The sequence below is a fragment of the Methylobacterium sp. Leaf100 genome, from assembly GCF_001422845.1.
GTDB lineage: Bacteria > Pseudomonadota > Alphaproteobacteria > Rhizobiales > Beijerinckiaceae > Methylobacterium.
The window spans coordinates 123,777-137,178 of sequence record NZ_LMMW01000063.1; the positions used below are offsets into that span (position 1 = coordinate 123,777).

The window sequence follows — 13,402 nt, forward strand, 5'->3', positions numbered from 1 at the left end:
AAAAGCGCGGGGCGAGATGGACTAAAACCGCGCCTCGCCCGTCACCATATAGTGACTGGCGCTTCCGCCAGACTCTCAAACGAACCGCATCAGGGGCGAATCCATGCTCACCACCCCCACGCGCCGCAAGCGCGCGGCCACCATCCTCACGCTCGCCGCCACGCTGGCACTGGCGGCGCCCTTGGCGGAGGCACGTCCGGGCGGCAGCAGCGGCGGCATGGGTTCGCGCGGCTCGCGCACTCACGATGCCCCCTCGGCTACCACCACGGCCCCCTCGACCGCAGCGCCGATCCAGCGCACGCAGACCCAGCCCGGTCCGGCCATGGGCAATCCCGGCATGAACCCGGCTGCGGCCCAGCGCCCGCGCTTCGGTGGCGGCTTCATGGCGGGCCTTCTCGGCGCCGGCCTCCTCGGCGCGCTCCTCGGCAGCGGCTTCTCGGGCGGGCTCGGCGGCATCGCGTCGTTCATCGGCCTCCTGCTCCAGGTCGGCCTCCTCGTCCTCATCGTCTCCTTCGCCGTGCGTTGGTTCCGCCTTCGCCAGGCGAGTCCGGCCGCGGCCGGTCACGCTCGCTCGGACCTGAGCGGCAACGGTGCGAACGGGACCGGCGCGAATGGGACCGGCATGGGTGGGACCGGCATGGGTGGGACCGGCATGGGTGGGACCGGCATGGGCGGTGGCCTCGGCGGCAATGCCGGCCGCGGCCCCGTGGGTGGCGCCCTCGGCGGAATGGGTCGCGGTCCTGCGCCCGTGCAGCCGGTGCAGGCGCGTCCGGTCCAGATCGGACCGGGTGACTTCGAGAGCTTCGAGATCGCCCTGAACGGGGTTCAGGACGCCTACGGCCGTGAGGACGTGCCCGCCCTGCGCAACCTCGCCACCCCCGAGATGGCCGGCTACTTCGTCGAGGAGCTCCATGCCAACGAAGCCAAGGGTGTCGTCAACCGCATCTCGGACGTGAAGCTCCTTCAGGGCGACCTGTCGGAATCGTGGGGCGAGGGCAACGCCGAGTACGCCACCGTGGCCATGCGCTACGCCATCAAGGACGTCACCCTCGACCGTCGCACCAACCGCGTCGTCGAGACTGGCGCACCCGAGGCCGTGGAGCTCTGGACCTTCGTGCGCGAGCGCGGCGGTCGCTGGGTGCTTTCGGCGATCCAGCAGGGCCACTGATCGCTTCACCATCCGAATGAAAAACGAGGGCTGCCCGGGAAACCGGGCGGCCCATTTCGTTTCGATCGATGGGTCCCGGACGCCGAATGGGTACGTCGGTCCATCGTCATCGCATCACGCTTTGCCGGACGCACAAGACTTTCAGGATCTCATTGTGGATTTAATATCCAGGTCAATACTCGCGAATTGCTGATTCCTTTATGCCCGAATTTTGGCGGGCCTCGATATTTGCGTCGCGACGCTAAAAACTACAAATAAAAACAAGGCATTTGTAATTTGTACCAAGCCCTATAGGCTAAAATCAAACATATAAATTCGTTAACCATCCTATTAAGCCACGGGTTTGTGAGGGAACGCCGTTTCGACTTGGAAAGAATTATCGCAGATCAAGAAAGGACGCATCTGGAACTCGCTTGGTCATCGCAATGCCGACAACTCAAGGTTGCATATTCTACGAGCATGACTATCGCCTCGTCGGATTGTCCGCCGTCATTTGTATCCTCGGTTGTTTTGCTGCGACGACGACGATGGCTCAGGTGGAACTGTCGGGTCAGCGCGCCTTCTCGCGCTGGATGCTCGCCTCGGCGGCCGTCTTCGGCTGTAGCGTGTGGTCGCTGCACTTCGTCGCCATGCTGGCGTTCACACCCGCGACCGAGATCGCCTACGAGCTCGGCCTTACGGGCGCGTCGATCCTGGTGTCCGTCCTCGGAACCTTGCTCGCGCTCCTCGTGCGGCACCGCCTGCTCGGCACCCCCATGGCCGCAGTGCTCCCCGGAACGATCCTGGGTCTGAGCGTCGCCGGCATGCATTACCTCGGCGTCAGTGCGATGCGGGCCTCCAGCCTCGTCGTGCTCGATCCTTCCTACGTCATCGCCTCGGTGGCGCTCAGCGTGGGGTTCGGGATAGTTGCCCTGACCCGAGCCCGGGCGCTTCTCAGCCTCGCGCGGCGCGTCGAGGTGGCGATCTGGCTCACCCTCGCGATCTGTGGCCTACACTTCACCGGTATGGCCGCCGTGTCGATCACCTCCCTGGAGCCCCTGGAGGGGGCCGACCTTCTTCTCGGGTCGACGCAGCTCGGCTTCGCGGTCGGGTCCATCAGCCTGCTCGTCCTCGTCGCCGGCCTGACGGCCCTGCTGCTGCAGCAGCACCTGTCGCGTCGCAACCTCGACGAGATCAGCCGGATGCGGTTGCTCAGCAACCTGGCCTACGAGGTCCTGCTCATTCATCGTGACGGAAAGGTACTTGAGGTCAACAGCGCCGGAACGCGCCTGTTCGGCATGCCGGTCGAGGACATCATCGGCAAGCCGGTCCTCGATCTCTTCTCCCGGTCCGACGCCCCAGCCCTGATCCGGCGCGCGACCCGGCGGTTGGAGGACCTGCATCCCGAGGAGTTCGAGGCGCGTACGGGGGCGGGCGTCCTCGTTCCCGTGGAACTGTCGTGCCGCCTCATCGAGTTCGGCGGTCGACCGGCGACCGCGGTCGCCCTGCGCGATCTCACGGCGCTCAGGCGTGACGAAGCCCGCATCCGTCACCACGCCCTGCACGATGCCCTGACGGATCTGCCCAACCGCTACCTGATGGAGCAGCGCGTCGATCACGCGATCGCGACCGCGGCACAGGTCGGGAGCGGTCTGGCGGTGCTCTATCTCGACCTCGATCGTTTCAAGCCGATCAACGACCTGTACGGACATGCGGCGGGCGACGAGCTGCTGGTTCAGGTGTCCCGGCGTCTCCTCGGCGAGCTGCGCCCGACCGACACCCTCGCGCGGATCGGCGGTGACGAGTTCATCGTCGTCCTACCCCAGGCGGCGACGCCGGCGCATGTCGCGGAGGTGGCGACCCAGCTCCTCGCCGAACTCGCCCGGCCGTTCCGGATCGATAGCCACACCGTCGAGATCGGTGTCTCGGTAGGCATCGCGCTCTACCCGGACGACGGCACCACGGTGGAGAGCCTGCTGCGCGCCGCCGACACGGCGCTGTACCGGGTCAAGGACGAAGGACGCGGTGGCCTGCGCTTCTTCGAAGCGTCCATGGATGCGCAGCTCCACGCCCGGCGCATCCTCGAGCACGAACTGAGCGGCGCCCTCGCCCGCGACGAGTTGCAGCTGTTCTACCAGCCCATCGTGAACGCCCGCACCGGCGAGATCGAGACCTTCGAAGCCCTGATCCGCTGGCAGCACCCGGAGCGCGGCCTCGTCTCACCGGCCGAATTCATTCCCCTGGCCGAGCAGGCCGACCTCATCGCGTCGATCGGGCGGTGGGTGATCGACACGGCCTGCGCCACGGCGGCGACCTGGCCGAAAGCGTGGCGCGTCGCCGTCAACGTCTCTCCGAGCCAGTTCCGGCAATCGGACGTGCCGGCCATCGTCGCCGCGGCCCTCGACCGGAATGCCCTCGACGCGAGCCGCCTCGTCGTCGAGATCACCGAGAGCGTCTTCATTCAGGACGCGACGAACGCGGTGGACGTACTCTCGCGCCTGCGCCAGCAGGGCGTTCGCCTGGCCCTCGACGATTTCGGATCGGGCTATTCGAGCCTGAGCTACCTGCAACAGTTCAAGTTCGACAAGATCAAGATCGACCAATCCTTCGTGCGCCGGCTCGGGCAGGACGCCGACACCCTGACGATCATCGGCGCCATCGTGAATCTCGGGCACAACCTCGGCCTCCACGTCACCGTCGAAGGGGTGGAGACGGCCGATCAGCTCGAAATTCTGCGGGGCCTCGGCTGCGACCAGATGCAGGGCTACCTGTTCGCGCGGCCATCCCCCACGATCACCGGCCGGGAGCTGGAACAGGCCCGTTTGCGCGCGATGTTCGCGGAGACGTTCGTTAGGGCGCGCGCCTGAACGGCGTGCGCCGGCGGGACTAGGTGCCCGACGCCAGGGCCTGCGCCATGGCGACGAACCCGGCCACCGGCACCTCCTCGGCCCGCGCGGTCTCGGGAATGCCCGCGGCCGCCAGCAGGAGTGCGGGATCGGGGGTCGCGGCCTTGAGGCTCTGGCGCAGCATCTTCCGGCGCTGGCCGAAGGCCGCGCGGGTGACGCGCTCCAGGGTCTCGACGGCGCAGGGCAGGGGGGAGGACCTGGGCGTCAGCCGCACCACGCTCGACGTCACCTTGGGCGGTGGCACGAAGGCGGACGGGGCGACGTCGAACAGGATGTGGGCTTCCGTGCGCCAGCCGCACAGGACGCCCAGGCGACCGTAATTCGCGCGGTCGGATTCGTCCGCCACGATGCGCTCGGCGACCTCGCGCTGGAACATCAGGGTGAGGCTGTCCCACCACGGCGGCCACACCGGCGCGGTGAGCCAGCCCGTCAGCAGGGGCGTTCCGATATTGTAGGGAAGGTTGGCGACGATCCGCACGGGCCCGGTGCCCAGACCCGCTTCAATGAGGGGCACGGGATCGAAGGTGAGGGCGTCGGCATCCACCACGTCGAGGCGGCCCGGGTAATGCGCGGCGATCTCGGCCAGCGCCGGCAGGGCGCGCGGATCGCGCTCGACGGCGATCACCCGGGCGGCGCCGGCACTCAGGAGCGCGCGGGTGAGGCCGCCGGGGCCGGGGCCGATCTCCACCACGGTGACGCCCTCAAGGGGGCCGGCCGACCGGGCGATGCGACCCGTGAGATTGAGATCGAACAGGAAGTTCTGGCCGAGCGCCTTCTTCGGCTCCAGGCCGTGCGCGCGCACGACGTCGCGCAGGGGCGGCAAGCCGTCGTCGGCGCGGTAGTCGATATCGCTCATGACTTGGGGCTTTTCGCGAGGCGGGCGGCGAGGCGCAGGGCCGCCATCAGGCTGTCCGGACGGGCGATGCCCCTTCCGGCGATGTCGAAGGCGGTGCCGTGGTCCGGCGAGGTCCGGATGAACGGCAATCCCAGGGTCACGTTGACCCCGTCGTCAAACGCGATGGTCTTGATCGGGATCAGGGCCTGGTCGTGGGTCGGGGTCAGGGCCACGTCGTAGGTCGCTCGCGCCCGCGGGTGGAACAGGGTGTCGGCCGGAAGCGGACCGCGGATGTCGATGCCCTCGCCCTGGAGTTGCGCCACCGCCGGCTCCAGCACGTCGCGATCTTCCAGGCCCATGGTACCGTTCTCGCCCGCGTGCGGGTTGAGGCCCGACAGGACGAGGCGGGGGTTGGCGAGGCCGAAGCGATGGCGCAGGTCGTGGGCGACGATGCGGGCGGTGGCGACGACGAGCTCCCGCGTGAGCAGCTCGGGAACCCGGCGCAGGGCCACGTGGATGGTCACCGGCACCACCGCGAGGGTCTCGCTCCACAGCATCATCACCGGAAGCGGTACCGCCTCGCCGGGCTCGACGCTCAGCGCCGCGAGGAACTCGGTATGCCCCGGATGGGCGAAGCCGACCTGGGTCAGGACGTACTTGGCGATGGGGTTGGTGACGAGCGCCGTGGCGATCCCGGCGCGCACCAGGGCGACGCCCGCGGTGATGGATTCGAGGGTCGCGCTGGCGTTGGCCGAGTCCGGACGCCCCGCCACGGCGCCGATTCGGGCGCCGCTCGGCAGGGGCATCACCGGGAGCGCGCGGGGAAACACCTCGGTGGCGTAATCCGGGCCGACCTCCGCGATGGGGATCGAGAACCCGAGTTCGCTCGCGCGCCGCTCGACGAAATCCGGGTCGCCGATGAGGAAGAACGGCGGCAGACCGGGGCCTTCGTCGCGGTCCCGCCACGCCATCAGGGCGAGTTCCGGCCCGATCCCGGCCGGATCGCCGAGGGTGAGGGCGATCGGTTGGTGATCGGTCACGCTGGGCCCCGTCCTTGCGCTGTCATGCCGACCGCGTCGCAGGTCGAGGCCGACAAGGCAAGGCGGCCGGGCTCACCGGATGGTGGCGATCCCGTCGGATGTGGTGGCGGTGCCGAGGTTCTGGCGCAGGTCCGCCTCGCCGAGGGTCTTGAGCTCGACGCGCAGCAGCACCGTGCGGTTGCGCTCCGCCGTGCCCAGCGCCGTGGCGATGGGCGAAACGATGTAGTTCAGGGACACCGTGGTGCACTCGTCCTGATAGCCGGCCCCGAGGCTGATGCCCGAGAGGTAGGACTTGCCGGGATTCACATAGATCGGCGACGGGCCGACGGGGTTCTGCAGATAGGCGGTGTAGGCGTCGGCGAAGTTGTCGCGCACGTCGAGGTAGTGGCTGAGGTCCACCAGGGCCGAGCCGGTGACGAACCAGTTCGGCGTCACATGGTAGGTGGCGGACGCGGTCACGCCCTCGCGCCGGTGTACGAAGCCGAGGGCCGGCTGGGCCTCGTAGTAGGAATAGAACACCGACAGGTCGAGGGGCAGGAACGGGGCGAAGCGGGCCGTGACGCCCGTCTCGAACCGGTTGACGGCAAAATCCCGCTGGTCGAACCGCGCCCGCGAAATGAAGCTGATGTTCTGGTTCGGCGAGAGCTGGAACCGGCCGACAAAGTCGGACCGGCGGTTCTCCAGGCCCGAATCGAGGCCCACATTGGCGATGTCGCCGCGGCGGAACGAGTTGACGCCGGCGATCTGGATCGACTCGCCGAACATCACGTTCGCGTACCAGCCGGCGGGCGTGACAACGGAATATTGCCCGCCGATGTTGGTCCGCAGGCCGCCCTCGACTCGGTCGTACCCTGAGAACTTGTCCCACTGGAACAGGGAGGTGTCGTCGAAGACGAGGCTCTGCGCGTCCTCGTTGGGCAGGCGGCCGATGCGGGTCTCGCTCGGACGGGCGATGACCTGGACGATGGGCTCCAGGGTGTGGACGCCCAGCGGCCCGAAATTCGAGACGAACGGGTAGCGGTAATCGAGGCCGATGGCCGGCATCACCCGGCCGGAAATGTCGGAATCCTGGGTCGTCAGGTTCTGAGCCAAGGCGTTCTGGTAGCCAGAGTTGCGCGGGTCGACGAAGAACGCGTCGGTGCGCAGGTAGGCGAACGGCGTGAACACCTGACCGGCGTCGTCGATGAAAGTCCGGCGCCAGGACACCTGCGCCGAGGCGCGGGTCGTCGTGCCGGCCAAGCCCCGGATCAGGCAGGTGCTGCGGGTGAAGGTCAGGCAGGTCTCGTAGAGCGGGAAGCTCTGGCCGTTGGCGCTCGGGCTCAGCAGGTACGCGCCCGTGCGGGGAATGCCCTGGAAGTCCGTGGCCTCGCGGGTCAGGCTGGTGATGTTGGATTCGAATCGGACCTCGCCGCCGAGCGGGGCCGGCCCGTTGATGCGCTTGTCGTAGTCGATGACCGGCGCAACGATGGGCTGTTCCTTCTGCCAGTCGAAGCTCGACAGGCCCTTGAAGTAGTAGCCCCGCGCCTCGAACCACGAGCGGTCGCCCTGTCCGATGAGGTAGGCCGTCGAGACCGCCTCGCGGAAATAGTCCGTCGTGATGCTCTGGTTGCGGATGCGGTAGTTGTCCAGGAACCACTTGTCGGTGACGCCGACGAGGTCCCATCCCGTGCGCCAGCGGTCGTTGATGTAGAACTGGCCCTTCGACTCGACGGCGCCGCGGAAATCGCGGTCCCCGGCGCCCAGCGGCCCGGGCAGGAACGCGCTCGGCGTCGTCTGGAAGATGCCCGAGAGACGCAGGTTGTATGAACCCGTCTCGAGGCGCTGGCGGAACTCGGCCTGGCCCAGCACACCCTGGTTGCTGAGGAAAGCCGGCGACAGGGTCAGGTCGTAATCCGGCGCGAGATTGAAGAAGTACGGCACGGCGAGGCCGCTGCCGAGCGCCGTGGACGAAATGAAACGCGGCGTGAGGAAGCCGGATTTGCGCTTCACGCTCGGATCGGCCGTCTCGAAATACGGCAGGTAGGCGAGCGGGATGCCGGCGATCTCGAGGGTCGATTCCTCGAACGCGATGGTATGGGTCTCGTTGTTGTGGATGATCTTGGTGGCGCGGATCTGCCACAGCGGCGGCGTCTCCGGGTTGTTCTTGCACGGCTCGCAGGCCGTGTAGGTGCCGTACTCGAAGCTCGTGCGGTCGCCCTCGATGCGCTCGGCGCGGGGCGCCGAGAACCGGGTGCGGACGGGCTGGCCCTTCACCTCGATGGTCTGCTGGATGCGCAGGGCGTCGATGAAGCCGTTCTTGAAGTCGTCCGTCAGCTCCATCTTCGCGCCGGTCAGCACCGCCCCGGTCTCGTCGGTGAGGCGGACGTTGCCCTCGGCGAAGACCCGGCTGGTGTTGCGGTCGTAGAGGACGCGGTCGGCCTGCAGGGTGCGCGGACCGTAATGCAGCTCGGCGTTGCCGCGCGCCGCGACGGTGTTCTTGTCGTTGTCGTAGACGAGCTCGGCCGCCTCCACGAGAAGGCGCTCGGCCTGCTTGTTCGAGGCGGGCTTGCCCGAAGCCGGCTTCGCCTTGGCGTCCGTCGTCTTGGCGTCCGTTTGCGCAGCCGGACGGGCATCGGCCGCGGTGGAGACCACGGCCGGGAGCAGCGCCAGCAGACCGGCGGCGAGTGCGATGTCGGCGACCTTACGCAACGCGAGTCCCAACTCCTGCCACGACCCCACCCCGTTTCCCGATCCGGAGATCAGCATCAGCCGTCCTCCTGGTAGAGAAGCGTGAGCGTACCGAGAAGACTTCCTACCACAGCCGGGAACCACGCCGCCACCGTCGGCGTCACGATCCCGGACGCACCCAGTCCCTCGAGGAGCTGCCGGGCGACGTAGAGTGCGAACCCGGCCGCCACGCCGCCGAGCACGAGCTTTCCCACGCCACCAAAGCGGAAGAACCTTAAGGAAACGCTGGCCGCCACGAGCACCATGGCGACGAAGAGAACCGGGCGCGCCATGAGCACGTCATACTGGAGACGGTAGCGCGTGGCATCCAACCCCGCCCGCTCGTTGCGTGCGATGGTCTCGGGAAGTTGCCAGAAAGGCACAGATTCCGGGGGTGTGAAGCGCTGGCGCACCTGTCCGGGGTCGAGGGTGGAGGCGATGAGATATGTGGAAAAGCCCTCCGGCGGCGCGTCCGGGGTGAGGAGGCGGGCCTCCTGCAGCTCCCAGTACCCGTCGTGGAGGATCGCCCGCGCGGCATCGATCTCCGACACGAACGCCCCGGAATCGTCGAAGGTGTAGGCCGAGACGCCCGCCAGCGTCGTGGTGCCCTCGATGGCCGTCTCGGCCCGCAGGATCGCCTGCCCGTCGACGCTGCGCTGGCGGATCCAGATGTCCTTGCCCGAGCCCGCCTTGGTGGAGCGCGCGAAGATCTTCGCCTCGATCTCGGTGGAGCGCTGCTTCAGCAGGGCCGAGACCGGATTGTAGACGCCCACCGTGAAGGCCCCGATGGCGAGCGCCACGAACAGTCCGGGCTGGAGGAACTGCCACGCCGAGATCCCGGCGGCCCGCGCCACCACGAGTTCCAACTTGCGCGAGAGCTGCAGCAGCGAGGCCATCGATCCGAACAGGATCGCGAAGGGCAGCACGCCCTCGGCCACCGCCGGGGTGCGGAACAGGGCGAGCTGGGCCATCAACCCCGTGGACGCGCCCTCGGCGTCGCCGGCGCGGCGCAGGAGCTCGACGAAATCGAGGGTGTAGACCAGGGTGAAGACCGTGAGGAACACGCCCAGGATGGTGCGCAGGAACCGCAGCGCGAAGTAGCGCCCGAGGGTGAGGCCGATGAGTGCGCTCACGGCTCAGGCCCGTCCGAGGCGTCGGCGGCGCAGCAGCCCGGCGAGGCGCGCGTTCCAGGCCCGGACCGCGGGCCCGTGGAAGATCACGACGCTGGACAGCGCGATGGCCAGCAGCGGCACGGCGTAGATCGCCACGACGGCGCCCTGGCTGCGGGTGGCGGCACTGGTGGCGGCGAACCCTGCGATGCGCAGCACCACCACCGCCAGCACCGCCCCGGCGACGGCGAGCCCCCGGCCCTGGCGGGTGGTGCGAGGATCGCCGAGCGCCGCGAAGGCGATGAAGGTGAGCGCCAGCGGATAGAGCCACGACGACAGACGGTCGTGCAGCTCGGAGCGGAAGCGGCCCTTCTGGAGCTGGTAGTAGCCCTCCGCCCGATCGGGAAAGAACAGCTGCGTCGTCGAGCGCTCGCGCGGCTTGTAGGTCACCTCCGAATCCGGAGGCGTGAAGGCGGCCAGATCCACGGTGTAGCGCTCGAAGGTGATGATCGAGGAGTCGCGCGAATCCTTCTGCTGCCGGTGCACGCTGCCCTTCTCCAGGGCGAGGTAGCTTTGGCCGCCGTAATCCACCGCCTGGCCGCGCTCGGCGAGGTAGACCACGCTTTTTCCCGCCTCGCGCTTGTCCTGGATGAAGATGCCGAGCAGCGATCCGCCCGGTCCACGCTCGCGGAAATGGAAGGTGATGCCGCTGTCGAGGCTGGTGAACTGGCCTTCCTTGACCACGTTGGCGATGAAGTCGCCCCGCACCCGGGTGAGCACGTCGCGCAGTTCCTGGAACGAGGACGGCATCACCTGGATCGTCAGGAACGCCACGGCGAAGCTGACGGCGAGGCCGAGGGTAAGGAACGGGCGCAGGATGCGGCGCGGCTTCATCCCCGCCGCCGACATGACGATGAGCTCGGAATCGCCGTTGAGCTTGTTCAGGGCGTAGACCACGGCGATGAACAGGGCCACCGGCGAGATCACGGTGACCAGGGTCGGCAGGGACAGGCCGGTGATGAGGAAGAAGATCACCAGGGTCTGGCCCTTGGCGGTGATGAGGTCGAGTTCCCGCAGGGCCTGCGTCACCCAGATCGTACCCGTGAGGCCGACGAGGCAGGCGAGGAAGGCTCCGAACGCGATTCGGAAGATGTAGCGCTCGATCTGCGTCATCGGTTCTCGCGGACGGATCTCCCGGGGGACGTTTGGCCGGGTCACCGAGGCGGCGACCGGCCGATGTAGCGCAGGCCCGCAGGTCGCGTCGAGCCACCCCACAAGCACACCGAACCGGGCGGTTTGACGGCGTTTTCCGCCGCCGCGCCATCGCGTTGCGTTCTGACGCTCGTCGAGTACACAGGAAACCGATCCGGCGCCGCCCGTCCTTCACGTGCCGCGCCGCACACAACTCGACGCGCGACCTCGGCGCGACCAGGGAAAGCTGCAGGCATGGCGGACGGAATCACGATCGCATTCGGGGCCCTCGGACCGGTGGGCCGGGGCGACCTCGTCGTCTTCGTCGGCGACGATCTCGCCCTCGCACCCGAGGTGGCCCAAGCCGTCGGACGCGGTGCCGCCGACCTCGTCGCCCGCGCCGCCGCGAGCGAGCGCTTCAAGGGCAAGTCCCTCTCGGCCCTCACCCTGCCGGCCCCCGCCGGCCTCGACGTGGACCGCCTCGTGGTGGTCGGCCTCGGCTCCGAGAAGGACCGGGCCAAGCTCGACTGGCCGGCGCTGGGCGGGTTCGCCGCCAGCAAGGTCACGGGCCGCACCGCCACCCTGGCGCTGGTGCTCCCGGGCGTGCCGGTGACGCCCGAGAACGCCGCCGACATCGCGCTGGGCGCCCGCCTGCGTCACTACAGCTTCGACCGCTACAAGACCAAGAAGAAGCCCGAGGGCGAGGAGACCCGCGGCACCGCGCTCACCCTCATGGTGTCCGATCCGGCCGCCGCCGAGGCCGCCGTCAAGACCACCGATGCGTTGGCCGAGGGCGTGATCCTGGCTCGTGAACTCGTCAACGAGCCGCCGAACGTCCTTTTCCCGGCGGAGTTCGCCCGCCGGGCCGAGGACCTGACGAAGCTCGGCGTCGAGGTCGAAGTGCTCGGCCCCGGCAAGCTCGAAGCCCTCGGCATGGGCGCGCTCCTCGCCGTGGCCCGCGGCTCGGTGCGCGAGCCCCGCGTGGTGATCATGCGCTGGAACGGCGGAGCGGCGGACGAGGCCCCCATCGCCCTCGTCGGCAAGGGCGTATGCTTCGATTCCGGCGGCATCTCCATCAAGGGCGCGGCCGGCATGGAGGACATGAAGGGCGACATGGGGGGTGCTGCCTGCGTCGTCGGCACCCTGCACGCGCTCGCCTCCCGCAAGGCCAAGGTGAACGTGGTCGGTGCCATCGGCATCGTGGAGAACATGCCCGACGGCGACGCCTTCCGCCCCGGCGACATCGTCACCTCCATGTCGGGCCAGACCATCGAGATCATCAACACCGACGCGGAGGGGCGCCTCGTGCTCGCCGACGTGGTCTGGCACGTCCAGGGGGCCTACAAGCCGAAGTTCATCATCGACCTCGCCACCCTCACGGGCGCGATCATCGTGGCGCTCGGCCAGGACATCGCCGGCCTGTTCTCCACCGACGACGACCTCGCCGCCAAGCTCACCGCCGCCGGCGAGGCGACCGGCGAGGCCGTGTGGCGGATGCCGCTGATCCCGGCCTACGACAAGGCCATCGACTCGAAGTTCGCCGACATGAAGAACACCGGCGGTCGCCACGGAGGTGCGGCCACTGCCGCGTCCTTCATCAAGCGCTACACCAACGACGTGCCGTGGGCGCATCTCGACATCGCGGGCGTCGCCATGTCGTCCTCGTCGTCGGAGATCAACCGGAGCTGGGGTGCGGGCTGGGGCGTGCGCCTCCTCGATCGCCTCGTGCGCGACAACTACGAGGCGTGAGCCGCGTATCCGCCGCCGCCTGGGCGCTGGCCCCGGCGGCGGCCGCGATCCTCGGCGTGGGCCTGGCCTGGGCGACGGGGTTCAGCCAGCGCATGGTCCTGCCGGGGGTGGTCGAGGCGCGATTCTACGGCTTCTTCCTCGACCGGTACCCGCTGTTCGCCGCCGCCATCCTGTACGGGCTCGCCGCCCTCCTCGTGACGATGATCCGGCCGGGGCCGGGCCGACCCGTCCGGCGCTTCGCCGGCGGCGCGGTCGCGGTCGCGATGCTGCTCGCCGCCGGCCTGTACCCCACCTTCGGCGGCCCGACCCTACGGTCGGGCTTCGCCACGGGCGGCGTCGCCTTCCTCAACGGGCAGACCATGACGGTGGCCTACGGCCTCGGCGCGGCCTCGGCCGCGTTCGTGTTCGGCCTCGCCCTCGGTTTCGGCGGCCTGCTCATGGCCGGCACCGTCCGAAGGGGTGGAGGCTGGGGCCGATGGCTCCTAGCGGCGGGCGGGCGCGTGCTGGTGCGATACCTGTCGCTCTGGTTCGCCCTCGCGGTGCTCGGCCTCGCCCACGCCACCGGGCTCGGGGCCTGGCCGCGCCGCCCGCTCACGGGCGGGGAGGCGGCCCTCGCCGCCGCCCTCGTCCTCCTCGCCTTCCTGCCCCATTCGGCGCTCGCCTGGCTCGACAACCGGGCGCGCCATCGGCCACCATCCGGCGCGGTGGCTTGATCCGGG

At 68.9% G+C, this 13,402-nt stretch carries 9 protein-coding genes; 4 read left to right on the forward strand and 5 right to left on the reverse strand.

Annotated elements, in window-relative coordinates:
• Nucleotides 1–103 precede the first annotated feature (103 nt).
• Both ASF25_RS21440 and ASF25_RS21445 read left to right on the forward strand, forming a co-directional pair.
• Complete coding sequence (locus ASF25_RS21440) at nucleotides 104–1,168, forward strand: TIM44-like domain-containing protein (protein ID WP_056306717.1); 1,065 nt, start codon at nucleotides 104–106, stop codon at nucleotides 1,166–1,168.
• Nucleotides 1,169–1,695: 527 nt separating this feature from the next.
• Nucleotides 1,696–4,014 carry an EAL domain-containing protein gene (locus ASF25_RS21445; RefSeq protein ID WP_244473131.1) on the forward strand — a complete coding sequence of 773 codons (2,319 nt, stop codon included), beginning with the start codon at nucleotides 1,696–1,698 and terminating at the stop codon, nucleotides 4,012–4,014.
• A gap of 19 nt (nucleotides 4,015–4,033) precedes the next feature.
• Here ASF25_RS21445 and rsmA read toward each other — a convergent pair whose 3' ends face one another.
• The 5 genes from rsmA to lptF all read right to left on the reverse strand — a co-directional run bounded on the left by rsmA (nucleotide 4,034) and on the right by lptF (nucleotide 10,916).
• Nucleotides 4,034–4,909: a 16S rRNA (adenine(1518)-N(6)/adenine(1519)-N(6))-dimethyltransferase RsmA gene (gene rsmA, locus ASF25_RS21450; protein WP_056306721.1), complete on the reverse strand. Its 876-nt coding sequence runs from the start codon at nucleotides 4,907–4,909 to the stop codon at nucleotides 4,034–4,036.
• Entirely contained in the window at nucleotides 4,906–5,928 is a 1,023-nt protein-coding gene (gene pdxA / locus ASF25_RS21455; RefSeq protein ID WP_056306723.1) for a 4-hydroxythreonine-4-phosphate dehydrogenase PdxA, read from the reverse strand. Before pdxA ends, rsmA begins: the two co-directional genes overlap by 4 nt.
• A 72-nt stretch (nucleotides 5,929–6,000) precedes the next feature.
• A complete protein-coding gene (locus ASF25_RS21460; protein WP_056306724.1) occupies nucleotides 6,001–8,673 on the reverse strand; it encodes an LPS-assembly protein LptD in 2,673 nt (890 codons plus the stop codon).
• Complete coding sequence (gene lptG / locus ASF25_RS21465) at nucleotides 8,673–9,767, reverse strand: LPS export ABC transporter permease LptG (protein ID WP_056306726.1); 1,095 nt, start codon at nucleotides 9,765–9,767, stop codon at nucleotides 8,673–8,675. The genes ASF25_RS21460 and lptG overlap by 1 nt, the downstream gene beginning before the upstream one ends.
• 3 nt (nucleotides 9,768–9,770) lie before the next feature.
• The gene (gene lptF / locus ASF25_RS21470; RefSeq protein ID WP_056306728.1) at nucleotides 9,771–10,916 is read right to left on the reverse strand and encodes an LPS export ABC transporter permease LptF; all 1,146 of its coding nucleotides are present in this window, start codon (nucleotides 10,914–10,916) and stop codon (nucleotides 9,771–9,773) included.
• Between the two features lie 273 nt (nucleotides 10,917–11,189).
• Here lptF and ASF25_RS21475 point away from each other — a divergent pair, with 273 nt between their 5' ends.
• Both ASF25_RS21475 and ASF25_RS21480 read left to right on the forward strand, forming a co-directional pair.
• The gene (locus ASF25_RS21475) at nucleotides 11,190–12,683 is read left to right on the forward strand and encodes a leucyl aminopeptidase (RefSeq protein ID WP_056306729.1); all 1,494 of its coding nucleotides are present in this window, start codon (nucleotides 11,190–11,192) and stop codon (nucleotides 12,681–12,683) included.
• Nucleotides 12,680–13,396 (forward strand): hypothetical protein, encoded by a 717-nt coding sequence (locus ASF25_RS21480; protein ID WP_056306731.1) that lies wholly within the window; start codon nucleotides 12,680–12,682, stop codon nucleotides 13,394–13,396. Before ASF25_RS21475 ends, ASF25_RS21480 begins: the two co-directional genes overlap by 4 nt.
• Nucleotides 13,397–13,402 lie beyond the last annotated feature (6 nt).